Genomic DNA, 21,789 nt, shown 5'->3' with positions numbered 1-21,789 from the left:
GGGAAGGCGGGGTTACGGAATGGTGACGACCACGCCTACGGGCGCGGCGGTGTCCGTGGGGTTGTCGTAGTTCATGTCCGGGCCGCATCCCTTGGAGATGCACCCCGGCGTGAAGATGGATTCGGTGTTGGAGTTGGTCACGAGCGCCTGCACGACGGCGCGGGTGGGCCGGCCGTTGGCGTTGGTGACCTCGCCCACGGAGATGACCCAGAGCTGGCGGTTGGTGTCGATGCCGAACGCGTCGTCGGTCTCCACGTCGTCCCGCACGAAGACCCGGTAGCGCACGTTCGTCTGCTCCGGATAGTCCTCGACGCCGGCGTACTCGGAGGGGTCCAGGCTGTCCAGGGTGATGCTGTACTGGTTCCAGCCTTCCGGCCCGTCACCCGGCAGCAATTCGAACCAGGGGTATTCGGGGGTGCCCATGCCGGGCAGCTCCACGCGATCCCTGCCCAGGGTGTCCCTGAGCGGGATCTGGCTGTTGAGGGCGTTGTCCATGATGATGCGCACCGCCTCGCGTCCCTCCGCGAGGCCCGCCTCGGCGGCGAAGAACGCCTGCTTCTGGCGCCGGGTGTCGGCCTGGCTGTCCGCTTCGCGGCCTACCGTGCTGTAGCTGAGCATCACCGCCATCGTCACGACGGCGACCACGCCCAGCGCGAGCAGGAGCGTGAAGCCTCGTGGCTGGCGGAGGTGGGGGCGGGTGCGCGAAACCATCAGGGACTCCTTCGCGCGCCCTGGGGGAGGCGCAGCGTGGGTCCAACAGAGAGCAATTCGCGTGCCGTGAAGCCTGACACCCAACCGGCCGGAATGTGGGGTGTGCGCAAGCCGGGGGGTGCCGTTTGACGTCAGCGGGCTGCGCAAAGTTTGCGAGCCCGACAATCCTTGCGATGCCGCCGCCCTTGTCCGGGCGGGGCGGTGCGGCTAGCGCGGGCCGCCGCGCAGGGCCGCGTGCAGGCGGAGCATGTCGTCCAGCGCGCCCGGGTCCACCAGCTCCAGGGCGGCCTTCTGGGAGAGTCCGCGCGGCGTCTGGCGGTACTCCTCCTCCTCCTCCTCGCCGCCACCCTTGCCGCCCTTGTCGTCGCCGCCGCCCTTGCCGTCGCCGCCCTTGGGCATCAACGACACGGGCTGGGAGATGCCCGCCTCCACGCGGGGGAAGGCGTTGGCGTCGGCGCGCACCGAGGCGAAGAGGCTGACCATGGACAGGCAGAACACGATGGCGACAGTGAAGGTCTTCATGGGTGTCTCCGATTCTCCCACTTCCTCGACGCCTGGGGGCGAGGGGTTATTCACGACGTCCGCTACTTCGCCTTGAGGGTGCGGATGTATCGCACCAGCGCGTCCATCTGCTCCGGGGTGAGCCGGTCCTTGTAGCCCTTCATCTTCGTGTTGCGGGAGGAGCCGTTGGCGATGACGTCGCGCAGGGCCGCGTCCGTCTGGGCCTTCTGCCAGGCGGCCTGGCTCATGTCGGCGATGGCCTCCTTCTGGCCCAGGCGCGTCCGCGCGCGGCCGTCCGGGCCGTGGCAGGACTTGCAGCTCTTCCCCCAGAGGTCCGCGGCGTCCTCGGCCCGGGCGTGGGGGGCGCACAGCAGCAGGGTGGAAACCAGCAGGTACAGCCGCGTCGTCATGCACCGTCTCCCGAGCGAAGGCGGCGGCAGTATAGCGACGGTGTCAGGACCCCGCGCGGGGCCAGAAGGGCGTCGCGGCCCGCCCGGGGGGCTGCAACCAGACGGACTGGAGGAAGCGCACCGCGTTCTGGTCCGCGGTGTCATCGCGCGTGAACGCCGCCTGGGCGCCGCCGAGCAGCGCCAGCGTCACGAGTCCCGCCGCCCATGCCAGGGGCGGGGCGGCGCGGCCGGCCGCGTCGCGCCCCAGGGCGAGGAACACGCAGGCCGCCACGCCGACGAGCGCCGCCAGCAGCAGGGCGCCCGCGAGCGCCGTGGGGAGGCCCAGGAAGGCGAGGACGTTGGGCGGGTGGTAGCCGGCCTGGAGCAGCGGCCGCGCCAGCGCGAGCACCGGGGTGGAGACGTCGTCGGGGATGTAGTTGACGAAGGTGGCGAGGCCCGTGACGAGCACCGACGCCGCGCACAGCATGGCCGCGATGCCCGACAGCCACGGACGCCCGGCTTCGCGCAGCCGCTCCAGCACCAGCCCCGCGGGCAGCAGCAGGAAGGGCACGAGGCCGGTGAGGTGGCGCGGCCCCGTCGTCCAGCCCCAGGAGTCGTAGGTGAACGACGACGTGAAGTACGTGTAGCCGGCGAGCGTCACCGCGGTCAGCCAGAAGAGGGCGCGCGCCTCCGGGGACGTGCGGCCCTGGCGCTTCAAGAGGCCCAGGCCGGGCAGCGCGAGCAGCAGGAAGGGCGACAGCGTGAACAGCCCCCGCAGCGGGGAGAAGAACGACAGGAAGAAGGCGCGCGGATCCGGCGTGCGGATGCCCAGGAAGCCGCCCAGGTGCCACGGCTGGTAGGCCGCGTCGTTGAGGTGCTTGTAGCCGGTCTCCAGCGGGTGGCCGAAGGTGGCTTGGTGGTAGAGCATCAGCGCCGCGACGAAGGGCAGCGCGCCCAGGAAGGCGAGCCCCGTGGCCCGGCCCAGTCGCTGGAGCCGCGCGCTCCACGGCGCCTGCGTCCCCAGCAGGGTGAGGGCGGCGTAGAGGATGAGGCCCAGGACGCCCAGGGCGCCGGTGTACTCGGCGGCGACGGTGGCGCCCGCGCACGCGCCCGCGACGACGTAGCCCCGCTCGCGCCACTCGCCGCGCGACAGCCGCCACAGCGCGTAGAAGCCGGCGAAGAGCAGCACCGCCGTCGTCTGGTGGCTCATGAAGAGCAGCGAATAGCTGAACGCCAGCGAGCCCAGCGCGTACGTCACCGTCACCGCGTCCGCGACGGTGGGCGACAGCCACGCGCGCAGGAAGCGGCGCACGAGCCACAGCAGCAGCAGCGTGGGCAGCACCGTGAGGACCAGCCGACTGAAGAAGACGAGCGGCACCTCCGGCACGGCGTAGCGGTGGCCTCCGCCCACGGCGCGCAGGGCCGCGTACACGGGCACCGCGGCGAAGGACAGCAGCGGCGCCTTGGACGGGTAGTACTTCCCGTTCATCACCGACAGGTCGCCCACGGGGCCGTAGTCGCGCAGGGCGCGGTTGATCTCCAGCGTGCCGTCCTCCACCAGCGCGCGCGTCTGCCACAGCCGGCACAGCTCGTTGGGCGAGCGCAGGCCCGGGTGGTACGGGAAGAGCAGCACGTAGAGCGCCGCCACCGTGGCCCACACCGCGCGGGGCAGTCCCGGGGCCCGGAGGGGCGCGGGCGCGGCGGTGGGCGCCGCCGGGGCCGGGCCTGAGGACGGCGGGGTGGGGTGGGGCGCGGCGCTCAAGGGGGCGTCAGACGGCGCGGCCGACGGCGAACAGGCTCATGCCCACGGGCAGCTTCACGCGCTGTTCAGCCTGGGCGAACAGGGGCGCGAACGTGTCGTAGAGCTTCAGCTGGAGCTTGGGCACCGCGCGGCGGCGCAGCAGGCGGCTGTTGACGAACCAGCCCGGCAGGCCGACGAGGTTCATCCACTCCAGCGTGTCCACGCGGAAGCCGTTCTGCTCCAGCACCGCGCGCAGCGACGCGGGCGTGTAGCGGCGGTGGTGGCCCACCGCCTCGTCGATGGCGCCGAAGAGCTGCGGCAGCGCCGGCACGAGGATGAGCACGCGGCCGTCCGGCTGGAGGATTTGGCGGAAGCGGCGCACCGCGGACGCGTCATCCGGGATGTGCTCCAGCACGTTGGACAGCACGATGGTGTCCAGCTCCTCCGCCTGGAGCGACTCCCAGTCCGCGAGCGCCACGTCGGACAGGTAGGGGCGCACGTGGGGCTTGCCGCGGAAGAGGTTCTTCAGGCGGTCCACGTAGAAGCGCTCCACCTCCAGCGCGACGAGCAGGTCGCAGCCGGCCTCCAGCTCGCGGGTGATGGTGCCGATGCCGGCGCCAATCTCCAGCACGCGGCGGCCCAGGTGTTCGCGGAAGCGGCGGCCCAGCCACTGGTTGTAGTGGGTGGCGCCGTCCATGCGCTCCAGAGTGGAGTAGCCCTCGTGCTGGTTGTCCGCGTCGTCGCGCACGGTGGCGTAGCGCACCAGGGTGCGCAGGCGGGCCAGGTGCGCGGAGGCCGGCCGGCGCGGCACGGCCTGCAGCGGGGGCAGCGACACCTCCGTGAGGCGGAAGAGCTGCGCGGCCATCTTCACCACCAGCTCCGCGTCCACCGCGTCGTCGTCGCTGGTGAGCTGGATGGAGCGCAGCGCGTCCGTGCGGAAGGCGCGCAGGCCCGTGAGCGGATCCGCCAGGGCCACGTCGGTGACGAAGCGGGTGATGCCGCCCAGGGCGCGCTCGGCCATCAGCTCCGCGGAGTTGCCGGGGCGCCGGCCGAAGACGGCGTCGGCCGTGTCGTCGCGCAGGGGCTGCACCAGCGCGGCGTAGCTGTCCGGCGAGTAGGCGGCGTCCGGATCCTGGAGCACCGTCATGCTGCCGGTGACGTGGGGGAGCGCGGCGCGGATGGCCGCTCCCTTGCCTCCCTGCGACGCGAGGACGTGGACGTTGGGGCCGGGGGAGACCTCCACCGGACCTTCCCCGGCGAGGACGACCTGCGCCTGGCCCGCGAGGGCGTGGGCGAACCGGGCCGCCGCGGAGGCGGTCGCCGGCGTGTAGGGGAGGACCACGGAGAAGGCTGCAACCATGGTGCGGCTCACTACCACAGGCGCCTGCGGGGCGCGCGTTCCCGACCCGGACCGGATGGACGAGGAGCATCCAGGCGGCGTCGGTGCGATGGACAACCCGCCCGGGGCGATGCACGCTCGCTTTCGTTGTCCACCCTGTGCGATGTGGGTGCAGGTCGGGGTCCGGATGCCGGGCCGCTGAAGCCGCCCGCGGCAGCCCCCCTCTGGAGAGATGCGACGTGGAAGGAACGGTGTTGGACCCGGCCGAGGGTGCTCCCGGCGCGACGTCCGCGAGCATGCTGCACCGGGCGCGGGGGCTGTGGCGCAGGCGCTGGGTGATGCTGGGGGTGGCGCTGGCGGTCACCGCGCTCACCGCGGCCTGGACGTTGCGGCAGCCGCGCATCTACGCGGCCAGCACGTCGCTCATCATCGACGTCACCGCGCCCCGCATCCTGGACGGCGAGGTGAAGGAGGTGATGGGGGAGGAGCGCAGCAACTACTGGTTCAACAAGGAATACACCGGCACGCAGAGCGAGGTCATCCTGTCGCGCGCGGTGTCGAGCCGCGTGGTGGACCGGCTGGGGCTGGCCAATGATCCGGACTTCCTGGGCCTGCCCAAGAACCAGGATGAGAAGACGCGCGTGCAGGCGCTCCAGGGCGCGGACGCGGTGGGGGTGCTGCGCTCGCGCATCCAGGTGATGCCCGGCAAGGACTCGCGGGTGATGAACATCGGGGTGGAGGACGTGGACCCCGCCAGGGCGGCGCTGCTCGCCAACGAGGTGGCCGCCGCGTACATGGCGGAGAACCAGGCGCTCAAGATGCGCGTCACGGAGGAGGCCCGGACGTGGCTGGAGATCCGCCGGGACGAACTGGGCCGCGCGGCGAAGGCCGGCGAGCTGGCCGTCTACGACTTGAAGAAGGACGCGGACATGCTGTCCACGTCGCTGGAGTCGCGGCTCTCCATCGTCAGCGAGCGGATCAACTCCTACAACCTGAAGCTCACCGACGTGCGCACGCGCATCGCGGCGCAGCAGGCGCGCGTGGACGCCATCCACCAGCTGCGCAAGGCCGCCGGCACCGACGAGACGTGGGCGGAGGCCGTGCCGGGCGCCAAGGATGGGCCCATCCAGGACATGAGGATGCGCTACGGCGAGCAGAAGGTCGCGTGCGCGGAGCTGTCCGAGCGCTACCTGCCGGAGCACCCGAAGCTCTTGGAGTGCAACCGCAAGCTGGCCGTGGTGCGCGAGGACCTGCTCAAGAGCCTGGGCAACGTGGTGCGCGCGGCGGAGCTGCAGTTGCTGGAGGTGAAGGGCGAGGAGCGCAACCTCAACAAGCTCCTGGACGAGACGAAGGCCGAGGCCTTCCTCGTGAACAAGAAGGCCATCGAGTACGGGCAGCTCCAGCGCGAGTCGGACGACAACCAGCGGCGGTACGAGGACGTGCTCAAGCGCCTCAAGGACGTGGAGCTGTCCAGCCTGCTGCGCACGAGCAACGTGCGCGTGCTGGACGCGGCGCGGCCGGCGCTGGTGCCGGTGCGCCCGCACACGCGGCGCAACCTGATGGTGGGCTGGGTGATGGGCCTGCTCCTGGGCCTGGGCGCGGCGGTGCTGCTGGAGTTCCTGGAGAACACCGTCACGTCGCAGGCGGACGTGGAGGAGGGGCTGGGGCTGGCGTTCCTGGGCGTGGTGCCGCGCATGGAGGGCGGAAGGGAGCAGGGCGAGCGCGACCTGTACGTGCACCGCGCGCCGCGCTCCGCGGTTGCGGAGTGCTGCCGCGCGGTGCGCACGAACCTGCTGTTCATGTCGCCGGATGAGCCCTTCAAGACGCTGGTGGTGACGTCCAGCGGTCCCCAGGAGGGCAAGTCCACCACCTGCATCAACCTGGGCGTGGCCATGGCCCAGAGCGGCAACCGCGTGCTGCTGCTGGACACGGACATGCGCCGGCCCCGGCTGCACCGCGCGTTCGGCGTGCCCAACGACGTGGGCATCAGCTCGCTGGTGGTGGGCGAGGGCACGCTGGACAAGGCGGTGAAGAGCACGGAGGTGCCCAACCTCTTCGTGCTGCCGTGTGGTCCGCTGCCGCCGAACCCGGCGGAGCTGCTGCACACGCGCGCCTTCAAGGACCTGCTGCGCGCGGCGTCGGAGAAGTTCGACCGCGTCATCCTGGACAGCCCGCCGCTCAACGCCGTGGTGGACGCGGCGGTGCTGGCCACGCAGGCGGACGGCGTGGTGATGGTGTTCAAGGCGAACAAGACGGACCGGGGGGCCGCGAAGCGCGCCCTGCGCTCGCTGGCGGACGTGCAGGCGCGCATGTTCGGCGCCATCCTCAACGACGTGGACCTGCGTCAGCCGCGCTACGGCGACACGTACCTGGGCTACCAGGGCTACGGCCCGACCCAGGACGGGCCGAAGGGCGCGAAGGGCGGGGTGGCGCCGTCGTGAGGGCCGCGGGCCTGCGGGTGCTGCACCTGGGGAAGTTCTACCCTCCGGCCTCCGGCGGCATGGAGGCGCACGTGCGGACGCTGGCGCGCGCGCAGGCCGCGCTGGGCGCGCAGGTGGAGGTGTTGTGCGCGAACCACTCCGTGGACGGCACCGGCACCAGCCACGAGTTCCACGGCCGCAGCCCCACGCGCGAGGACTGGGACGGCCCGGTGCGCGTGGTGCGGCTGGGGCGGCTGGCCTCCGTGGCGCGCATGGACGTGATGCCGGCGCTGCCGCTGGCGCTGCGTCGCGCGCTGGCGCGGGGCGTGGATGTGGTGCACCTGCACGTGCCCAACCCTTCCATGGTGCTGGCGCTGGACGCCGTACCGCGCCTGCCCGCGGTGGTGGTGACGCACCAGAGCGACATCATCCGCCAGAAGGTCGCGGGCGCGCTCTTCCGTCCCTTCGAGTGGATGCTGTACGCCCGCGCGGCGCGGCTGCTGGCCACGAGCGAGGCGTACGTGCGTGGCTCGTCGCTGCTCTCCACCTTCCGGGACAAGGTGCGGGTGCTGCCGCTGGGCATCGAGCTGGACGCGTACCTGCACCCTTCGGCCGAAGCGCGCGAGGCCCAGGCGCGGTGGACGGCGGAGGCGGCGGGGGGCCCGCTGTGGCTGATGGTCGGGCGGCTCGTCTACTACAAGGGCCTGTTCACGGCGCTGGAGGCGCTGGTGCACGCGCCGGGGCGCCTGGTCGTCGTGGGCGAGGGGCCGCTGGCCGCCGAAGGGCGCGAGCGGGCGCGGGCGCTGGGCATCGAGGACCGCGTGACGTGGGCGGGCTACCTGTCGCCGGAGGCGCTCACGGGCGCGTTCCGGGCGGCCACCGCGCTGTGGTTCCCGAGCAACGCGCGCAGCGAGGCGTATGGCCTGTCGCAGGTGGAGGCCCTGGCCAGCGGCCTGCCCGTCCTCAACACCGCCATCCCGGACTCGGGCGTGGCGTGGGTGAGCGTGCACGAGCGCACCGGGCTGACGGTGCCGGTGGGGGATGCGCGGGCGCTGGCGGCGGCGGCGCGCCGTCTGGTGGAGGAGCCCGGGCTGCGCGAGCGGCTGGGCAGGGGCGCGCAGGAGCGCGCGCGGGCGGAGTTCGCCCATGACGTGATGGCGTCGCGCAGCCTGGACCTGTACGCGGAAGCGCTGGGACGCCCGCCCCTGGTGGAGGCCCGGCCTCCGGCGTCGGTCCGGCACGTCGCGGGCGGAGGCTGAGGTCCGACTCCATGCGCGTGCTGCACGTGTCCAGCGGCAACCTGTACGGCGGCATCGAGACGTTCCTGCGCACGCTGGCGCTCGCGGGCGCACGGCGGGGCAGGGGCGCGGAGCACGCGTTCGCGCTGTGCTTCGAGGGCCGCATCGCGCAGGAGCTGCGTGAGGCGGGCGCCGCGTTGCACCTGCTGGGGCCCGCGAAGGTGAGCCGTCCCTGGTTGGTGTGGGAGGCGCGCCGCGCGCTGATGGCGCTGCTGAAGCGCGAGGCGTTCTCCGCGGTGGTGTGTCACGCGGCGTGGCCGCAGGCGCTCTTCGGGCCGGTGGTGCGCACGGCCGGGGTGCCGCTGCTCTTCTTCCAGCATGACGCGCTCACGGGCGAGCACTGGGTGGAGCGCTGGGCGCGGGTCACCGAGCTGGCGCTGGCGCTCTGCAACAGCCGCTACACCGCGGCCACGCTGGGCCGGGTGTATCCGCGCACGCCGTGGCGCGTGCTCCACCCTCCCGTGCCGGAAGGTGGCGGAGCGCTCAGCGCTTCCGAGCGCGCGTCGATCCGGGGCGAGCTGGGCGCGAGTTCCGAGGACGTCGTCATCGTCCACGCCAGCCGCATGCAGGAGTGGAAGGGCCAGCGGCTGCTGCTGGAGTCGCTGGGCCGGCTGCGGCGGGTGCCGGGCTGGAAGGCGTGGTTCGCGGGCGGCGCGCAGCGTCCGGAGGAGGTCGCGTACGAGGGCGGCCTGAAGGCGCAGGCCGCGCAACTGGGGCTTGCTGCGCGGGTGCGCTTCCTGGGGCAGCGCTCGGACGTGCCCCGGCTGCTGCGCGCGGCGGACGTGCACTGCCAGCCCAACGTCGGGCCGGAGCCCTTCGGCCTCGCGTTCGGGGAGGCGCTGTACGCGGGGCTCCCCGTGGTCACCACCTCGCTGGGCGGACCGCTGGAGATCATCGACGCGTCGTGCGGCGTGCTGGTGCCTCCGAAGATGGAGGCCCTGGCGCTGCGCGGGCTCATCGAGGACGGGGAGCGGCGGCGGGCGCTGGGACGCGGAGGCCCTTCGCGGGCGGAGGCCCTGAGCGCGCCGTCCGTGTTCCTGGGCGCGCTGGAGGAGGCGGTGCGCTCCGTGGCCCGAGAGCCCGGGGCATGAAGCCAGCCCGTCCCGTGAAGTCCGGGCGGCCCCAGCTCCGGGGGCCGGGTGTGCTGCACCAGCGGTACTCCCGGCGTGCGCCGGAAACCGCCGTGCGTGGCGTTCCCGCTCCCGCCGCGCCCACGGGGTTCCTGGGCTCCGGCCGCGTGGTGGTGGCCTTCATCGGGCTGCTGTTCGTCTGTCAGCTCGCGCTGCTGATGGAGGCGCTGTCGCCGCTGCGCGTGGTGTTCCGCATCCTGGCGTTCGGGACGAGCCTCGCGCTGCTGGTGCTGGTGAAGGGTCGTCACGTCAAGCACCCGGCGATGCCCTTCCTGCTCGCCTACGTGGCCGTGACGGCGCTCAACTTCTTCCAGCCGGGCACCTCCAGCCCGCTGGCCGCTGTCGCGCAGGTGGGCCTCCAGGCCTCCGTGTTCGCGCCGCTGTTCTGGGCGAGCCGGCTGCGCATCGACGAGAAGATGTTCCGGCGCATCGTCCTGCTGCTCTTCTTGTTCAACATGGGGAGCGCGACGCTGGGCGTGTTGCAGGTGTACTTCCCCGGCCGCTTCCAGCCGGCGCTGTCCTCGGTCGTGGAGGGCCAGGGCGAGGGCTACGTGCGCAGCCTCCAGTTCGAGACGGCGAGCGGGGCGCGGGTGTTCCGGCCCATGGGGCTGACGGACATTCCAGGCGGCGCGGCCATCGGCGCCTTCTACGCGGTGTTGCTGGGCGGCGCGTTGCTCCTGAGCCGTCAGGCTTCGTGGAAGCGCGTGCTGGGCGTGAGCGGCATTGGCGTGGGGCTGGTGAGCCTGTACCTGAGCCAGGTGCGCGCGGCGGCGGTGACGCTGCTGGTGTGCATGGTGACCATGGGACTGGTGCTGATGGTGAGCGGCCGGCTGATGCGGCTGGCGGTGCTGGGCGGTGTCGTGGGCGGACTGGCGGTGGTCGCCTTCGGATGGGCGGTCGCGGTGGGCGGCGACGCGGTGCTGGCGCGCTGGAGCACCCTCACCGCGTCCGACCCCAGTCAGGTGTACCAGAGCAACCGGGGCTACTTCCTCGACGACACCTTCGGTGAGTGGCTGCCGGAACATCCGCTGGGCGCGGGGCTGGGCCGCTACGGCATGGCCAACGCCTACTTCGGCGACAACAGCAACCGGGAGCACCCACCGCTGTGGGCGGAGATCCAGTGGACGGCGTGGGTCTACGACGGCGGCATCCTGGCCATCCTCTGCTACCCGCTGGCGCTGCTGGTGACGATGGCGTGGGGCTTCCGGGTGGCCATCCGCCGCGAGGAGCGGGCGGGGGAGTTCTGGCTGTGGGGCAGCCTGTTGTTCGCCTATGACCTGGGCGCGGTGGCCTTCACCTTCAGCTATCCCTTCTTCATGAGCCAGATGGGCATGGAGTTCTGGCTGCTCAACGCGGCGTTCTTCAGCGCGTACAGGAACCGGCATGCGACCGTACACGCTCATCGCGGGTGACTTCGTCTCCACCGGGGGCATGGACCGCGCGAACCTGGCGCTGGCGGACTGGCTCGCGCGTCGGGGCGGGCCCGTGCGGCTGGTGGCGCACCGGGTGGAGGACTCGCTCCTGCGCTACCCCAACGTGCACTTCGTGCGCGTGCCCAAGCCCGCCAACGCGTACCTGCTGGGCGAGCCGCTGCTCGACGCGGTGGGGCGCTTCTGGGCCTCGCGCACGCTGGCGGAGGGCGGGCAGGTGGTGGCCAACGGGGGCAATTGCGTGGTGCCCGCGGCCAACTGGGTCCACTACGTCCACGGCGCCCATGCGCCGCGGGCCGTGGGACATCCGCTGCGTCGGCTCAAGGGCCGCGTGAGCCATCGCGTGTTCCTGCGTCGCGAGCAACGAGCGCTGCGCGCCGCGCGCATCATCATCGCGAACTCGGAGCGCACGCGGCAGGACCTGCTGGCCGCGACCGGGGTGGAGCCCTCGCGCGTCCACGTCGTCTACCTGGGCGGCGACCCCACGCGCTTCACGCCCACGTCCCCCGCGCTGCGGCGTCAGGCCCGCGCCGGGCTGGGCTGGCCCGAGGAGCGGCGCGTGGCGCTGTTCGTGGGCGCGCTGGGCGACCAGCGCAAGGGCTTCGACACGCTCTTCCACGCGTGGATCCGACTGTGCGCGCTGAAGACGTGGGACGTGGACCTGTGCGTGGTGGGAGCGGGCGCGCAGCGGGAGTCCTGGGAGCGCGAGGCCCGGCTGCGCGGGCTGGGCGACCGCGTGCGCTTCCTGGGCTTCCGCGAGGACGTGCCCCACCTGCTGGCCGCCGCGGACCTGTTGGTGGCGCCCACCCGCTACGAGCCCTACGGCCTGGGCGTGCATGAGGCGCTGTGCGTGGGCATCCCCGCGCTGGTGAGTCGCTCGGCGGGCGTGGCCGAGCGCTACCCCGCCGAACTCCAGGGGCTGCTGCTCGACTCGCCGGAGGACTCGGGGGAGCTGATGCGGCGCCTGGAGGACTGGCGAGGCCGGGGTGAGCTGCTGGCGCCCGCCGTGGCCTCGGTGTCCTCCACGCTGCGCGCCTGGACGTGGGACGCGATGGCGGAAGCGCTGGTGGCCCGGCTGGAGGCGTGAGCTTTCCGCTTCAGCTCCGGCGCTGGAGCACTTCCTCGAAGAAGTCGAGGTGCGCCCGCGCCACCACCGGCCAGGCGAAGCGGGACAGGGCGCGCTCACGGCCCCGGTGGGCCAGCTCCCGACGCTCGGACGGGTTCTCCAGCAGGGTCGCGAGCGCGTGGGTCCATGCGTGGAGGTCCGCTTCGGGGAGGACCTGTCCGGCATCGCCCACGGTGAAGGGCACTTCGCCGGAGTCGCTGCCGAGCACGGGGACGCCGCACGCGAAGGCCTCCGCGAGCATGCGGCCGAACTGCTCCTTCCACCGGGGCGTCGTCTGGCTGGGCGCGCACAGGACGTCCATGGCGTTGAGGGCCTGGGGCACGCCCGCGTGCGGCACGCCGGTGACGATGCGCACGCGCTCCCCATGGTGTGAGGCCCATGCGCGCAGCGTCGCTTCCATGGGGCCTCCGCCGACGAAGAGGGCCCTCCACGGGGTGCGCAGGGCATCGAGCGCATCCATCAGGAGTCGCACGCCCTTCTCCGGGACGAAGCGCCCCAGGTAGCCCACCACGGGGGGGCCCTGCGTCTCCCACCCGAGCTTCCGTCGGAAGTCCGCGCCCGCCGCCGCGTCCGGTTGGAACTGCTCCACGTCCACGCCCATGGGGATGAAGCGCGAGGGCCGCGACGCGTAGTCGCGCCGTGCCTGGAGCGTGTCCCGCACCGTCTGTCCCCAGGCGACCCAGCCCGCCGCGCGGTGCACGACGAGGCGTTCGGCCTGCGCGAAGGGCGGGGGGTAGCGCTTGGTCAGGTTCTGCGCCGTGCAGAACACGAGCGGCACCCGGCGCGGCGTCAGCAGGGCCACCTCCAGGCCCGCCAGCACATAGGGCTCCTCCCACGCGTGCACCAGGTCCACCCCTCGCGACAGCCGCGCGCGCAGCTCCGGTCCGTAGACGAAGCCGTGCAGGGAGCGGCTGAAGAAGGCGCGCACGGCTTCGATGCGCACGGGCTCGTCGGGCTCGCGCTGGAGCACCAGCGGGCTCAGGTCTCCGTGGAAGGCGCGTGGCGCCACGGCGGTGATGTCCCAGCGGCCCGCGCCCGCGCGTGCCATCTCGTTGGCCAGCCGGCGGTTGAGCGTAACGACGTAGGAGTGCGAGACGGTGACGAGCTTCCGGACGCGCATCACCCGTTGCTCCCTGGCACGAGCCGCCGGTACACGGCGAGGATCTCCCGGGCGTAGCGCTCGCGGGAGAAGCAGCGCACGGCGGTGTGCCGGGCCGCTGTCGCCAGGCGTTCGCGCAAGGGGGCGTCCTGGAGCAGGCGCAGCAGCGCGTCCGACAGTGCCCGTGCGTCGCCCGGGGCGATGGTCAGCACGTCCTCGCCGTCATGCAGCGCCTCCGCCGCGCCACTCTCCTTGGACACGACGACGGCCCGCCCGCAGGCGAGCGCCTCCGCGATGGTGAGGCCGAAGGGTTCGCGGCGGGTGCTCGCGTGCACGAAGACGTCCAGGGTCCGGTACACGCGCGCGGGCTCGGACTGGAAGGGCACCAGCCCCACGCGTCCGGTGAGGCCGTGGCGTTCGATGTGTTCGCGCAGCTCCGCGTCGGTGAACTGTGAGTCGGGCGTGCGGTAGAGGGGCGCGCCCACCAGGTAGAAGCGCACGGGCAGCGAGGGGGCCTGCCGCGTCAGCCGTGCGGCGGCCTCCAGGAAGACGTCATGTCCCTTCCAGCGCGCGTAGGTGGCCACCAGGCCCACGCGCAGCGTGCCTTCGGGCGCCGGGGGCAGCCCGGCCTGCGCGTCCAGGTGCGCACCGTCACCGGGGCCCGGGGAGAAGTGCTCCGTGTCCACGCCGTTGTGCACCACGTGCACCGGCACGCCGCCGAGCACCGTCCGCGCATCGTCACCCACGGCCCGCGAGTTCGCGATGGCGGCCGAGGCCAGCGGGCGCAGCCCCGTCAGCGCGCGCCGCACGAGGGGACGCTCGCCCAGGAAGTCATGGACGTGCCAGACGCGCGGCATGGGCAGACCCGCGGTGGCGGCGGTCAGCAGGTGCGTCTTGATGCCATTGGAGTGAAGCAGGTCCGGGGCCGCTTCGCGCACCGCCCGCCGCAGGGCGACGCCGTAGCGTGCGAGCAGCAGCGCCGCGGGCGCGGAGTCGCGGACGAAGCGCAGGCCTCCCGCGAGTCCCTGACCGCGCAGACCGCTGTCGCCCAGCGCCGACAGCGCGGGTGGAAGGGGCAGCGCGCGGGTCTCCACGCCCAGCGCCCGGGCCGCCTCCACGAGGGGGCCTTCGGTGCCCACGAGCAGGTGCGGCGACAGGGACGGCTCCAGCGTGCGCAGGCACGCGAGCAGATCCAGCAGCGCGCGTTCGGCACCGCCCAGGATTCCCACGGGGTTGAGGAACAGGATGCGCACGCGGGGCGACCGAATCAGACCCGTCCGGGGCGGTCAAGCTGACGCAGGTAGGCGTCCAGCACGGTGCGCGCGTGGGCGCTCCAGGTGAAGCGGGCCGCGCGAGCGTGTCGTGCCTGGCGCGCGGGGGCGGGGCGGCGGCCGGTGAGCAGCGCATCCACCGTGTCCGTCCAGGCGGCCACGTCGCCCACCGGAGCGTAGGTGCAGGCGTCGGCGCCTACCTCGCGCAGCACCGGCAGGTCGCTGGCCACCACGGGAGCGCCGCACGCCAGGGCTTCGATGACGGGCAGGCCGAAGCCCTCCGCTTCGCTGGGCACCAGCACGGCGCTCGCGCGTCGATAGAGCCCCGCGAGGGTCGGCCGCTCCTGTCGCGGCGGTTGCACCAGCGCGTCCTTCAGGCCAAGCCGCCGCACCTGCGCCCGCTGCGTCGCATCCAGTGCGCCGCCTTGCTGGAGCAACAGGAGGTCCGGATGCTTCGCGCGCAGCGCCGCGAAGACTTCGAAGAGGACGTCCAGGCGCTTGCGACGGATGGCGCTGCCCACGTGCAGCAGGTACGGCCGACCGTGGAGCGGCGCGAGCACGGCGTCGCTTGCGTCGCCGGGGACGGGCTCGGCCCGGTACTCGGGGGACACGCCGTAGGGGGCCCAGACCAGCCGGTCCTCGGGCACCACGCCGTGCGCGAGCAGCTCCGCGCGCACCGCCTGCGTGCTGTGGAACACGACCGCCGCGCGCTCCAGGCCCTTCAGCGTGGTGCGGGCCATCAGGCGGAACCACGCCGGCCGGGGCTCGCGTCCCGGCTCCAGCACGGAGCGGAAGGCGTCCAGGTCGTGGCAGAAGACGCCGGTGCGCTCCGCGGGCAGGGCGTGCACGAGCTGCGCGTACGTGTGGTCCACGACGTGGAAGGCGTCGTGCGCGCGGCGCTCCCGCAGCAGTCGCGCCGGGTAGAGGCCGAAGCGGGTGAGCAGGCGGTCCGCGTTGAAGGCGGCATTGCGCGCGCCCACGCGAGGCAGGCGGCGCACGGCGTGGGGCATGGGAGGCCGCAGGCCCGTGACGGTGACTTCATGGGGCAGGGCGGACCACTGCTCCAGCAACGCCTCGCCCACGAGGTCCATGCTGGGCCAGCCCTCCTCGCGCGGATCCATCAGGAGGGCCAGCCGTGGCGGGGAGGCGTGCGCGCTCACGGCGTTCCCCCCGGAGGCTTCCGCAAGAGCGCCTCCACCGTGCGCTCCAGCGCGAAGTGCTCGCGGTAGATGCGCGCGGCGTGGTCCCCCAGTGCACGGCGGGCTTCGTCCTGCGAGAGCAGGTGCTCCGTGGCCTCCACGAGCGCGGACGGTGCCGTGCCCTCCACCAGCGCCACCGGCAGCAGGTCCCGCCACAGAGGCTCCGTGAGGTGGCCCGCGTTCGTGACCACGGGGACTCCCAGCCCGAGCCCCGCCATCGCGCTGCCCCGTCGGGTGCTGACGCCATCCGGATACAGTTGCACCAGCACGTCACAGGCCCGCAGGAAGGCCGCTGCCTCTTCCGGTGAGAGCGTGTCGCGGGCATGGAGGCGGGCCGCCACGTCCGGACGCCGGTGGGCCACGGCCTCCATGAACGCGCGGCTGCCCCGGCCCAGCAGCAAGCCCTGCCGCCGGGGATCCGCGCGCAGCACGGAGATGAGCACCGGCTCCAGTGGCCCCACGATGGCCGCGCCGTACGTCCCGAAGTGGCCCACCACCGGCCCCTCGGGCAGGGAGGCCCGCGCCCGGCGCACCTCCACGGTGGACGCCTCCGTCGGGAGGTTGCTGTACACGGGACGCCATTCGGTGCGCCGCCGGGCCTGGGCCGACAGGTGATCCGCCCACTTCGGGATGGAGACGAAGCTACGGTCCGCGGCCTCCGCCACCAGCCGCAGCATCACCCGCGTGGTCGCGGACAGGACGTGGTGTCGCCACGGCGCGTGGAGGCTCCACGGGTAGACGACCTCATGGAAGAATACCTGGCGCTCGTCCTTCGCTCGCGCGGCGAACCACGCGCAGAACGGGACGTTCATCGCCTTCAGCCCCAGCGCGTGCGGCACGTACTGGAGCAGCAGCCTGCGCGGGCCAGGGCACGCATCCAGTTCGCGCGACAAAGTTCGCAGGTCGCCCGGTAGGAATCGCCCCGGCGCGCGGTGGACCGTCACCCCGGCCTCCGTCACGACCCCTGGTGGGCCCGGCGCCCAGACGTGGACCTGCTCGCCCATGCGCACCAGCGCCTCCGCGATGAGCAGCGAGTGGTCCGCGACGCCGCCCGCCATGGGGGGGTACTCGCCCGTGAGCAGATGCCAGGTGGGGAGGGGGGCAGGCACGCGGGTGTCACCCGGGAGAAGCGGTTCAGGACACCGGGTCCGTCCCGGTGGGGTGTGCTGACTTTTAACCGCTTCGCGTGGCGGGCGGGAAGCCATGTCGCCCACGGGGGCACGGGTTATCATCCGGCTCCTCCTGCTCCCGCGCGGCATGCCCCTCTTCTCCGTCGTCATTCCGACCTACAACCGGGCCTCGCTCCTGGAACAGACGCTGGCCTCGGTCTTCGCCCAGACGCTGACGGACCATGAGGTCCTCGTCGTGGACGATGGCTCCACGGACGGCACGTCCGCGCTGCTCGCCCGCTACGGGCACCGGATCCGCGTGTTCCGTCAGGACAACGCGGGCCAGGGCGTGGCCCGCAACCTGGGCATCCGCGAGGCCCGGGGCGACTACGTGGCCTTCCTCGACAGCGACGACCTGTGGCCGCCCTGGACGCTGGCCACGTTCCAGCAGGTCATCCGGGAGCAGGGTGCCCCCACGGTGGTGATGGGCCGGGCCCGCGCCTTCCAGTCGCCCGGGGAGCTGTCGGACCTGGAGCCCGTGCCCTTCATCGCGCGCTCCTTCGCGGACTATCTGGCCAGCGCGGATGCGACGTTCGTCCGCACCGCGTGCGCGGTGGCCGTGCGCACCGAAGCGCTGCGCCGGGTGGGGGGCTTCAGCGCGAAGCGGATCAGCGCCGAGGACTATGACCTGCTGTACCGCCTGGGCATCGAGCCCGGCTTCGTCTACGTGGAGTCGCCGGTGACGCTGGGCTATCGCCAGCACGCGGAGTCGTCCTCGCGGGACTTCGACCGGGGCTACGAAGGCACGCTGTTCCTCCTGGAGCAGGAGCGACGCGGGAGCTATCCCGGAGGCGCCTCGCGTCGCCGTGCGCGACTGGCGATGCTCCTCTTCGGGCTGCGACACGTGACGCACTGGATGCTGGAGCACGGCCGGAGCCGTCAGGCCCTGGCCCTCTATGCACGCGGGCTCCGCTTCCACCGCGTGGTGCCCCGGTGGCGCTACCTGCTGGGGTTCCCGCCGTGGGTGCTCGCGGCGTCGCTCCGGTCCCGGCGCTGAAGGACGCGCCGGGAACTTCAGCTCCCCGCGACGCCCGGTCCTGCCTCGGGCGGAGGGGCCGCGCGGGGACGACGCAGGGCCCGGAGCCGGTGACGCATGGGCTCCTCGACGCGCTGGAACAGGAGCACGGACACGCCCACGGCCACGGGCGCCACGAGCAGCGCGAGCACGTTGTGGGGCATCCCCAGCGTGCGCGTGTTCAATGCCAGCGCGTAGTTCATCAGCGAGCCGTGGGTCATGTAGAGCGCGTAGCTGGCGCCGCCCAGCAGCACCATCCCCCGCGTACCCAGGCCCAGGCCGCGCCCCACCAGCCCGCTCGCGAGCAGGTAGATGCTCGCGGTGAACAGCGGCACCATCACCGCGGACTGCACCAGCGGCGATGGCGGTCCCGGCAGTCGCATCAGGCCCACCGCGAGCCCACCGCCGATGAGCAGGAAGGCCGCCGTCCGGGCCCACGCACGAGCCGCCAGGTGCTCGCGCCGGCAGAACACCAGCCCCAGGCACAACCCGATGACGAACTCCGGCAGCCGCGCGAGCGGGATGGCCTCCGTGGAGATCAACCCCCAGCCCCGGAGGAACGTCGCGAGCGCTCCGCCTGTCTCCGGCAGCCGCGCCGCCGCGTCGGCGGCGAGCATCGGCGTGGTGCCCAGCAGCCACGCGCCGACCGCGAGGCCCGCGAGCACCCGGGAGCGCCGCCGTGCCAGCCACGGGCCCACCAGCGGGAAGAGCAGGTAGAAGAACGCCTCCACCGACAGCGTCCACGCGACGATGTTCCAGGTGGGCCGGTGCAGCGTCAGCCACCCTTGCGTGAGCGTGAGCGTCGCGCCGCTGATGCGCAGCACCTCGCCCACGTCCGCTGGCGGGGATGCCTGGTGGATGGCGCGCACGAACAGCGGCACGTCCACCAGCAGGGAGACGAGGTACACCGGATACAGCCTCGCGAAGCGCGCGCGGTAGAAGGCGGTCCAGGTGCCGCGCATCCCGTCGCCGTCCTCCAGGTAGGTGTACGCGAGGATGAAGCCGGACAGGATGAAGAACAGGCTGACGGTGGAGAAGCCCGCGCCGATGAGCCGGCCCAGGCCCTGGGGCAGCACGGGGGAGCAGGGCGCGCAGTAGCAGTGATAGGCCAGCACCCCCATCGCCGCGAGGAAGCGCAGGCCGGTGAGGGCGGGCAGCGCGGGACGCTCGGCCACCTTGCTCACGGCGCGGCCTTCCGTCCCCGGACGTGGGCCACGACGGCGCGCACCTCACCCACGAGGGACAGTCCCCGCCGCGAACGCTCGCGCGCGAGGACCAGCACCGCCAGCATCCCGGTCCCCACCAGCGCCTGCACGAGCAGCCCGTGCTGGCCCATGGCGAAGCGCGACAGCCCCACCGCGAACGCGAGCAGCGCGCCCACCGTGAGGAATGGCTCCATCACCTGGAACTCCAGGCCCGACAGGTGCGGGTTGCGCCGGGCCACCAGCCACGCGCTCAGGCACAGCTCCGTGAGCGTGATGGCCGTGGCCGTGACGCCAATGCCCACGATGCCCCAGTGCAGCACCGCCAGCGCGCCCAGGCCGCAGCGCAGCAGGCTGGAGCCGATGAGCACGTACACCCGCTCCCGCGCATGGCCGCTGGCGTACTGCTGGGAGTTCAGCAGGCCGTGCACCGCCTGCATCGCGCCTTCCAACATGAACCACTGCACCAGCGCGGACGCCGGGCTCCAGCGCTCGCCGAAGAGCGTGGGGATGAGGAACGGCAGCGCGATGACGCCGAAGGGCACGATGATGCAGAGCACCGCGCTGATGCGGCGGATGGAGGTGCGCAGGTACTCCGCGAGCCCCTCCGCGTCCTGCTGCATGCGGCTGTACGCGGGGTACGCCACGCGGTTGAGCACGCCGCTGAGCGCGAGCGGCACGGAGGCCAGCGCCCACGCCCAGTTCACCAGGCCCACCGCGTCCTTGCCCTCCATGCGGCCCACGACGAGCGGCACCCAGCCATTGAGGATGGCGGGCACGATGCCGGTGAGCTGGAACCAGATGCCGAAGCCGAGCAGCCGCTTGACGATGGCCCACCGCACGCTGCCGCGCGGACGCCACGACGCCGCGGCCCACAGCATCCCCAGCCCCACCGCGCCGCGCACCAGGCCGCCGCCGATGAGCGCCCACGGGCCCAGGTGCAGCGCGGCGAGCCCGATGGTGGCCGCCGTCTGCGCCACGCTCTCCACCAGCTCCGCGCGCGCGATGGCGGGGAAGTGGAGGTTGCGCTCCAGCATCATGATGGGGATGACGCGCAGCGAGTGGAAGAACAGCCCCAGCGCGACGGCGCTCACCATGAGCGGGCCGGTGGGCCCCAGCTCATAGGCGCCCGCGAGCATCGGCGCGAGCCCCAGCAGCACCGCCACGATGGCGACGGTGAAGGCCTGGTGGCTCCAGAACGCGGTGCTGATCTCGTCCTCGGTGGGTTCGTGCTGCTGGCGCACCAGCGAAGCGCTGAGGCCCAGGTCGCCCAGGTACGCGCCCATCGCGGCGGTGAAGGCCACGATGGCGAAGGCGCCGTAGTCCCCCGGGAAGAGCAGGCGCGACAGGGCGAGCGAGCTCACCACGCGCAGGCCCAGGGAGCCGAGCGTCCGGAGGCCCAGGGCGACGATGGAGCGTTGGGCCCGGACCTTCACGTCCGAGGTGCCCAGCTCCGGTGCGGAGGTGGAGGGACTGCTCATGGAAGGGCGTGAGCGTATATGCGGCCCCGCGTCCGGCGAACAGGGGCCGGTGGAAGGAGGCGCCTTCGCGCTCCGGAACCCGGGGCCTGTTCGCCGTCCCGGGGGGCGGGCGGGCAGCCGCGGGGGTGCTGGGCGTGGTGGCACCGGAGGAAGCCCGGGCTGTGCAGATTGCCTGGGTGCGGCCAGCGGTGCCGCGAAGCCACGGGGGCGCGGGGCATGGCCGACACTTCAGCGAAGAACGGACACGGGGCGGAGAAGGGGTCGTCGCACGACCGGGCTCGCATCTGGGGAGGCATCGACCTGGGGGGCACCAAGATTGAGGCGGTCGTCGTGGATGCGCGCGGCGAGGTGCTGGGCCGCGCCCGCCACGTGACACCCGTCAGCGGGGGGCCGGGCCAGGTGGTGAAGGAGCTGTATGGCACGCTGGGCGAGGCGGCGCAGACGGCGGGCACCGAACCCTCGAAGCTCGCGGGCGTGGGGGTGGGAGCGCCCGGGTCGGTGGACGCGAACAGCGGCACGCTCGCGCGCACGGGCAACGTGGCGGGTGGCTGGGACGCGCCGTATCCCATCGCCTCGGACCTGGGCGACCTCGTGGGCGGCAGGGTGGTGATGGGCAACGACGTGCAGGTCGCGGTCGCGGCCGAGTACAAGCTGGGCGCGGGCCGCAACTACCGCTCCATCCTGGGCGTGTGGTGGGGTACGGGCGTGGGCGGAGGGCTGGTGCTCAACGGCGTGCCGTGGCGCGGTCAGGGCTCCGCCGGAGAGATTGGCCACATGGTGGTGAAGCCCGGCGGCGCGCGGTGCGGCTGCGGCCGGCGAGGCTGCCTGGAGGCCTACGCGGGCCGGGCGTCCATGGAACGCAAGGCGCACGCCGCGGTGAAGAAGGGCAGGAAGACGATCCTCTTCGACATCATGCGCGACAAGGGGCGCACGCGCCTGTCGAGCGGCGTTTGGGCGCGGGCGCTGAAGGAGAAGGATCCGCTGGCGACGGAGCTCATCGACCGCGCGGTGGCAATGCTGGGCATGACCATCGCGTCCGTCATCAACCTGCTGGACGTGGAGGCGGTCATCTTCGGCGGGGGGCTGGGGTCGCGGCTGGGGGCACCCTTCGTGGACCGCATCGCCGACGCCATGCACCCGCACCTGTTCATCACGGAGCGCAAGCCCGCGATGCACGTGGCGGAGCTGGGCGACCTGTCCGGCGCCATCGGCGCGGCGCTGCTCGCGGGCCCGCAGATGTAGGGGGCGTCCCTGCTGGTGCCGTGGAC

The 21,789-nt window shown here is 72.9% G+C and carries 18 protein-coding genes; 7 read left to right on the top strand and 11 right to left on the bottom strand.

The window, feature by feature from the left end; genetic code table 11:
- Positions 1-12: 12 nt before the first annotated feature.
- The 5 genes from OV207_RS33280 to OV207_RS33260 form a co-directional block, all read right to left on the bottom strand.
- A complete protein-coding gene (locus OV207_RS33280; protein ID WP_267559140.1) occupies positions 13-711 on the bottom strand; it encodes a hypothetical protein in 699 nt (232 codons plus the stop codon).
- Between the two features lie 207 nt (positions 712-918).
- Positions 919-1,233, bottom strand: coding sequence for a hypothetical protein (locus OV207_RS33275; protein ID WP_267559139.1), 315 nt, complete (start codon positions 1,231-1,233; stop codon positions 919-921).
- A gap of 62 nt (positions 1,234-1,295) precedes the next feature.
- Positions 1,296-1,622 (bottom strand): c-type cytochrome, encoded by a 327-nt coding sequence (locus tag OV207_RS33270; protein WP_267559138.1) that lies wholly within the window; start codon positions 1,620-1,622, stop codon positions 1,296-1,298.
- Positions 1,623-1,665: 43 nt separating this feature from the next.
- Positions 1,666-3,363: a hypothetical protein gene (locus tag OV207_RS33265; RefSeq protein WP_420715280.1), complete on the bottom strand. Its 1,698-nt coding sequence runs from the start codon at positions 3,361-3,363 to the stop codon at positions 1,666-1,668.
- A 7-nt stretch (positions 3,364-3,370) separates the two neighbouring features.
- Positions 3,371-4,702, bottom strand: coding sequence for a bifunctional glycosyltransferase/class I SAM-dependent methyltransferase (locus OV207_RS33260; protein WP_267559137.1), 1,332 nt, complete (start codon positions 4,700-4,702; stop codon positions 3,371-3,373).
- Positions 4,703-4,920: 218 nt separating this feature from the next.
- Here OV207_RS33260 and OV207_RS33255 point away from each other — a divergent pair, with 218 nt between their 5' ends.
- Genes OV207_RS33255 through OV207_RS33235 form a run of 5 tightly spaced genes read left to right on the top strand, consistent with a single transcriptional unit; the run spans position 4,921 to position 12,046 of the window.
- A complete protein-coding gene (locus tag OV207_RS33255; RefSeq protein WP_267559136.1) occupies positions 4,921-7,122 on the top strand; it encodes a GumC family protein in 2,202 nt (733 codons plus the stop codon).
- Between the two features lie 59 nt (positions 7,123-7,181).
- Positions 7,182-8,360, top strand: a complete 1,179-nt coding sequence (locus tag OV207_RS33250) for a glycosyltransferase (protein ID WP_324291591.1) — start codon at positions 7,182-7,184, stop codon at positions 8,358-8,360.
- Between the two features lie 11 nt (positions 8,361-8,371).
- On the top strand, positions 8,372-9,490 hold the full coding sequence (locus tag OV207_RS33245) for a glycosyltransferase family 4 protein (RefSeq protein WP_267559134.1): 1,119 nt from the start codon (positions 8,372-8,374) through the stop codon (positions 9,488-9,490).
- Complete coding sequence (locus OV207_RS33240; protein WP_267559133.1) at positions 9,487-10,941, top strand: O-antigen ligase family protein; 1,455 nt, start codon at positions 9,487-9,489, stop codon at positions 10,939-10,941. The genes OV207_RS33245 and OV207_RS33240 overlap by 4 nt, the downstream gene beginning before the upstream one ends.
- Positions 10,913-12,046: a glycosyltransferase family 4 protein gene (locus OV207_RS33235; protein ID WP_267559132.1), complete on the top strand. Its 1,134-nt coding sequence runs from the start codon at positions 10,913-10,915 to the stop codon at positions 12,044-12,046. The genes OV207_RS33240 and OV207_RS33235 overlap by 29 nt, the downstream gene beginning before the upstream one ends.
- A 10-nt stretch (positions 12,047-12,056) precedes the next feature.
- Here OV207_RS33235 and OV207_RS33230 read toward each other — a convergent pair whose 3' ends face one another.
- From OV207_RS33230 to OV207_RS33215, 4 genes are read right to left on the bottom strand one after another with little or no spacing between them, the layout of a single operon-like run.
- The gene (locus OV207_RS33230) at positions 12,057-13,208 is read right to left on the bottom strand and encodes a glycosyltransferase family 4 protein (RefSeq protein ID WP_267559131.1); all 1,152 of its coding nucleotides are present in this window, start codon (positions 13,206-13,208) and stop codon (positions 12,057-12,059) included.
- Positions 13,205-14,437 carry a glycosyltransferase family 4 protein gene (locus OV207_RS33225; RefSeq protein ID WP_267559130.1) on the bottom strand — a complete coding sequence of 411 codons (1,233 nt, stop codon included), beginning with the start codon at positions 14,435-14,437 and terminating at the stop codon, positions 13,205-13,207. Before OV207_RS33225 ends, OV207_RS33230 begins: the two co-directional genes overlap by 4 nt.
- A 14-nt stretch (positions 14,438-14,451) precedes the next feature.
- Entirely contained in the window at positions 14,452-15,576 is a 1,125-nt protein-coding gene (locus tag OV207_RS33220; protein WP_267559384.1) for a glycosyltransferase, read from the bottom strand.
- Positions 15,577-15,611: 35 nt separating this feature from the next.
- Positions 15,612-16,763: a glycosyltransferase family 4 protein gene (locus OV207_RS33215; protein WP_324291586.1), complete on the bottom strand. Its 1,152-nt coding sequence runs from the start codon at positions 16,761-16,763 to the stop codon at positions 15,612-15,614.
- A 148-nt stretch (positions 16,764-16,911) separates the two neighbouring features.
- On the opposite strand from OV207_RS33215, the gene OV207_RS33210 reads away from it, so the two are divergent.
- Positions 16,912-17,820 (top strand): glycosyltransferase family 2 protein, encoded by a 909-nt coding sequence (locus OV207_RS33210; protein ID WP_267559129.1) that lies wholly within the window; start codon positions 16,912-16,914, stop codon positions 17,818-17,820.
- Between the two features lie 17 nt (positions 17,821-17,837).
- On the opposite strand, the gene OV207_RS33205 is transcribed toward OV207_RS33210, so the two are convergent.
- Positions 17,838-19,022: an acyltransferase family protein gene (locus OV207_RS33205; protein WP_267559128.1), complete on the bottom strand. Its 1,185-nt coding sequence runs from the start codon at positions 19,020-19,022 to the stop codon at positions 17,838-17,840.
- Positions 19,019-20,521, bottom strand: coding sequence for an oligosaccharide flippase family protein (locus tag OV207_RS33200; RefSeq protein WP_267559127.1), 1,503 nt, complete (start codon positions 20,519-20,521; stop codon positions 19,019-19,021). The genes OV207_RS33205 and OV207_RS33200 overlap by 4 nt, the downstream gene beginning before the upstream one ends.
- Positions 20,522-20,737: 216 nt before the next feature.
- Between OV207_RS33200 and OV207_RS33195 the strand changes: the two genes are divergently transcribed.
- Positions 20,738-21,763, top strand: coding sequence for an ROK family protein (locus tag OV207_RS33195; RefSeq protein ID WP_267559126.1), 1,026 nt, complete (start codon positions 20,738-20,740; stop codon positions 21,761-21,763).
- Positions 21,764-21,789: the final 26 nt, after the last annotated feature.

This window comes from Corallococcus sp. BB11-1, from assembly GCF_026626625.1.
GTDB lineage: Bacteria > Myxococcota > Myxococcia > Myxococcales > Myxococcaceae > Corallococcus > Corallococcus soli.
Note: the sequence above shows the minus strand (reverse complement) of the source record. Positions and strands in the feature narration are given on the sequence as shown.

Bases quoted from the DNA above. Each gene is read 5' to 3' on its own strand.
- OV207_RS33280 (WP_267559140.1), bottom strand. From the start codon at position 711: ATGGTTTCGCGCACCCGCCCCCACCTCCGCCAGCCACGAGGCTTCACG.
- OV207_RS33275 (WP_267559139.1), bottom strand. From the start codon at position 1,233: ATGAAGACCTTCACTGTCGCCATCGTGTTCTGCCTGTCCATGGTCAGC.
- OV207_RS33270 (WP_267559138.1), bottom strand. From the start codon at position 1,622: ATGACGACGCGGCTGTACCTGCTGGTTTCCACCCTGCTGCTGTGCGCC.
- OV207_RS33260 (WP_267559137.1), bottom strand. From the start codon at position 4,702: ATGGTTGCAGCCTTCTCCGTGGTCCTCCCCTACACGCCGGCGACCGCC.
- OV207_RS33250 (WP_324291591.1), top strand. From the start codon at position 7,182: ATGGAGGCGCACGTGCGGACGCTGGCGCGCGCGCAGGCCGCGCTGGGC.
- OV207_RS33245 (WP_267559134.1), top strand. From the start codon at position 8,372: ATGCGCGTGCTGCACGTGTCCAGCGGCAACCTGTACGGCGGCATCGAG.
- OV207_RS33240 (WP_267559133.1), top strand. From the start codon at position 9,487: ATGAAGCCAGCCCGTCCCGTGAAGTCCGGGCGGCCCCAGCTCCGGGGG.
- OV207_RS33235 (WP_267559132.1), top strand. From the start codon at position 10,913: ATGCGACCGTACACGCTCATCGCGGGTGACTTCGTCTCCACCGGGGGC.
- OV207_RS33220 (WP_267559384.1), bottom strand. From the start codon at position 15,576: ATGGATCCGCGCGAGGAGGGCTGGCCCAGCATGGACCTCGTGGGCGAG.
- OV207_RS33210 (WP_267559129.1), top strand. From the start codon at position 16,912: ATGCCCCTCTTCTCCGTCGTCATTCCGACCTACAACCGGGCCTCGCTC.
- OV207_RS33200 (WP_267559127.1), bottom strand. From the start codon at position 20,521: ATGAGCAGTCCCTCCACCTCCGCACCGGAGCTGGGCACCTCGGACGTG.
- OV207_RS33195 (WP_267559126.1), top strand. From the start codon at position 20,738: ATGGCCGACACTTCAGCGAAGAACGGACACGGGGCGGAGAAGGGGTCG.